A 3,070-nucleotide genomic window follows, 5' to 3' on the forward strand; every position below is an offset into this window, starting at 1 on the left:
GTAAGCGTGGTCAGGAAGCCGCCATCGATTAGCTGTCGCGGGATTTAGCGTCGGCGTAGGCGGCTTTTCCCTGCGCCCTTCGCTTGGCGAGCTTTGCCATGCGTGCGCTGATCTCGTCGGGGCTGATATCGGCGGGGTCGAAGGGTCGGCCATACCATTCGATCATGGATTTGCGTTCGGGATGACGCGGCTTGGACATGGCCTCAAGGAACTCTTCGAACCCTGGTGTGCCACCGACATCTTCGGGCGGGGCTCGCCGTTCGCCATCGACGAAGCGGGGGTAATTGGTGCCGGGAATGGTGGATGAGATCTCTTCGATCTCGATACGATGTCGCCAGTTGTCGCCGAAATCATAGGTGTAGGTGAAGCTGGTTATGCCGCGCTCGACGAGCTTGTTGATGCGCATATGGGCGGCGTCGCGGGTGCGGACCATGAAAGCATCGTCATCATCGAAGCGGATGCCATAGGCGGCATCGCCAATGTCGAACTGGAACAGATGGTAGTTCTCGAAGAGCATGCAGGCCTGGATCGCGAGGTGCAGGGTCTTGAGGCTGTTGGTGACGGGAAGTTCGACACGGCGCCAGATGGCGGGCTTCATGTCTTCGAGCGTTATGCGAATCCGGGCGATCTGATCGGTCATGCCGCCATGCATACGGGTGCGGTCTGTGCTGTCCAGTTCCACGGCATGAGCTCGTCCCAGCGGGAGGCGGGCCAGCCTGAGGCGATCTTCTCGATGACATCGGCAATATAGGCCTGCGGCTCGACGCCATTGAGCTTGGCCGTCTCGATGACGGAGTAGATGGCGGCGGCGCGTTCGCCGCCGGCCTTCGATCCGGCGAACAGCCAGTTCTTGCGGCCGATCGCGATCGCTCGGATGGCGCGCTCGGCGATATTGTTGTCGATCTCCGCCATGCCCTCGTCGATGTAGCGGGTCAGCGCGTCCCAGCGCTTGCGACCATAGGCGAGCGCCTTTGCCATCGCCGGCTTGGGCGATAGGCGGCGCAGGGCGTCGTCGATCACGCCACGAAGCGCGTTGATCTTTGGCCTTGCTTGCTCTTGCCGGTGTCGGCGCCGGACATCAGGCGGCTGGCCGCGGACGTCCTCTTCGATCCGGTAGAGCCCGGCGATGCGATCGAGCAGGTCGGTGGTTAGCGGCGTCGGGCTCGTCTGGTGGCACTCGAAGATCTTGCGGCGGAAGTGCGCCCAGCAGGCGACCTCCTGGATGCCATTGCCCTGGTAGAGCTTGTCATATCCGGCATAGCCGTCTGCCTGGAGCAGACCGGTGAACGTTCTGAGCTCGCTCTGCGGATGGGTGCCGCTGCGATCGGGGGTGAACCGATACCAGGCGAGCGCCGGGGTGGCGGCACCCGATGCGCGATCATCGACGACATAGGCCCAGAGCCGCGCCTGCGCGGTGCGGCCCTTGCCCGGCACGAGCATCGGCACCGGCGTGTCGTCGGTGTGGAGCTTGGCGGCCTTCAGCCCTTCCTCGCGGATCCGGCTGACGATGGGGTCGAGCAGGTGCGCGGCCTGGCCCGCCCAGCCGGCGAGGGTCGAGCGATCGATGTCGATACCCTGCGCCGCCATCATCTCTGCCTGGCGGTAAAGCGGCAGATGGTGATCGAACTTGTGGACGACGACATGGGCGAGCGTGGCAAAACTGGCCTTGCCGCGTGCAATCGCCTTCGCTGGCGTCGGCGCCTGGACGATCCTGTCGCAGGCGCGGCAGCTATACTTGGGCCGCACGGTGCGGATAACGCGCCACTGGACCGGCGCGACGTCGAGCTGCTCGTCGCTGTCCTGCCCGAGCGGGCGCAGCGCGCCGCCGCAATCGGGACAGGTGCAGCTGCCGGCCTCGGGCTCGATCCGCCGTTCGGCGCGCGGCAGGTGATCGGGCAATGCGCGCACCGGCGATACCCGCTCGGCAGGTGCCCGTTCGGCCGTTCGGCTGCCCGTGACCTCGGCTTCGCCTTCGAGCTCCTCGAGGGCGAGCTCGAGCTGCTCGATCTGCAGCGCGAGCTTCTCCGAGGACTGGCCGAAGGTCATGCGGCGAAGCTGAGCGAGCTGGTGGCGGAGAGTATCGATGAGCGTATCGCGAGCCGCGAGAGCGGCTTCGAGCTCGGCGATCCGGGCGTCCTTGTCGATGCTGGAAGAGGCTGGTTCCGACACCCGGAACACTTAGCAAAACGGGCTCCGCGAAGCCAGTAAAACCCTCACTAATCCGCCACTTTTTACCCTGCGAGCAAGGGCGCCGCGGTGCGTTCGGGACGCCGCCAGTCGATGCCTTCGAGTAGCATCGAAAGCTGCGCCGCGGTGAGGCTGACCTTGCCCGCCTTGGTGATCGGCCAGATGAACCGGCCGCGGTCCATGCGCTTCGAGAACAGGCACAGGCCCTGGCCGTCATACCAGAGCAACTTGACCAGATCGCCGCGCTTGCCGCGGAACGCGAACAGCGCCCCCGAGTGCGGACTCTTCTCCAGCACCTGCTGCACCAGCACCGCGAGGCCATCGAACCCCTTGCGCATATCGGTGGCGCCGCAGGTCAGATAAATGCGTGTCGTCGGCGGTAACGGGATCATCGGGCAAGGACGGACATCACCCGGGCCAGCGCGTCGGTATCGACCGCCGCGTCGACGGTGAGCCGCACGCCCGACGGCAGCTCGATCCCGATGTGGCCGCTCCCTGCCGTCGCCGCGGTCGGCACCGACACCTCGACCTCGGCGAACGACGGCACCGACGTGCGCTTCGCTCCCGTCAGATCGCCCGCCAATGCCTGCCGGCGCCACGTATAGAGCATCCCGCTGCCGACCGCGTGTCGCTGGCACGTCGCCGAGACCGAGCCGTCGGGGCCGAACGCTTCGCGCAGGATCGCCAGCTTCTGGTCTACCGACCAACGGCGACGCCCGCCCACGACCGCGATCCGACTGCTCATATGATTACTCATATGACCACTCACGAGAACACTCGCTCCCGCCGCTCCGATATCCTCGCTCATCACCGCTCCTCGCAAAGAGCGGCTATCAGCACCCCGCAGCAGCTTCCCGCAAGGCGGCCTTCAGGACACGGTTAC

General features: G+C 65.6%; 4 protein-coding genes. All 4 read right to left on the reverse strand.

Annotated features, from left to right (window positions below; genetic code table 11):
• Window positions 1–28 precede the first annotated feature (28 nt).
• The 4 genes from FG91_RS07410 to tnpA are packed head-to-tail and all read right to left on the reverse strand — an operon-like array spanning window position 29 to window position 2,932.
• On the reverse strand, window positions 29–640 hold the full coding sequence (locus FG91_RS07410; protein WP_037513771.1) for a plasmid pRiA4b ORF-3 family protein: 612 nt from the start codon (window positions 638–640) through the stop codon (window positions 29–31).
• The gene (tnpC, locus tag FG91_RS07415; protein WP_152568036.1) at window positions 637–2,178 is read right to left on the reverse strand and encodes an IS66 family transposase; all 1,542 of its coding nucleotides are present in this window, start codon (window positions 2,176–2,178) and stop codon (window positions 637–639) included. The genes FG91_RS07410 and tnpC overlap by 4 nt, the downstream gene beginning before the upstream one ends.
• A gap of 53 nt (window positions 2,179–2,231) precedes the next feature.
• Window positions 2,232–2,579, reverse strand: coding sequence for an IS66 family insertion sequence element accessory protein TnpB (gene tnpB, locus FG91_RS07420; protein WP_037513768.1), 348 nt, complete (start codon window positions 2,577–2,579; stop codon window positions 2,232–2,234).
• Window positions 2,576–2,932 carry an IS66-like element accessory protein TnpA gene (gene tnpA, locus FG91_RS07425; protein WP_037513769.1) on the reverse strand — a complete coding sequence of 119 codons (357 nt, stop codon included), beginning with the start codon at window positions 2,930–2,932 and terminating at the stop codon, window positions 2,576–2,578. The genes tnpB and tnpA overlap by 4 nt, the downstream gene beginning before the upstream one ends.
• Between the last annotated feature and the right edge of the window lie 138 nt (window positions 2,933–3,070).

This window comes from Sphingopyxis sp. LC81, from assembly GCF_000756375.1.
Taxonomy (GTDB): Bacteria; Pseudomonadota; Alphaproteobacteria; order Sphingomonadales; family Sphingomonadaceae; genus Sphingopyxis.

Coding starts and splice junctions, on each gene's coding strand:
- FG91_RS07410 (WP_037513771.1), bottom strand. CDS start 640: ATGACCGATCAGATCGCCCGGATTCGCATAACGCTCGAAGACATGAAG.
- tnpB (WP_037513768.1), bottom strand. CDS start 2,579: ATGATCCCGTTACCGCCGACGACACGCATTTATCTGACCTGCGGCGCC.
- tnpA (WP_037513769.1), bottom strand. CDS start 2,932: ATGAGCAGTCGGATCGCGGTCGTGGGCGGGCGTCGCCGTTGGTCGGTA.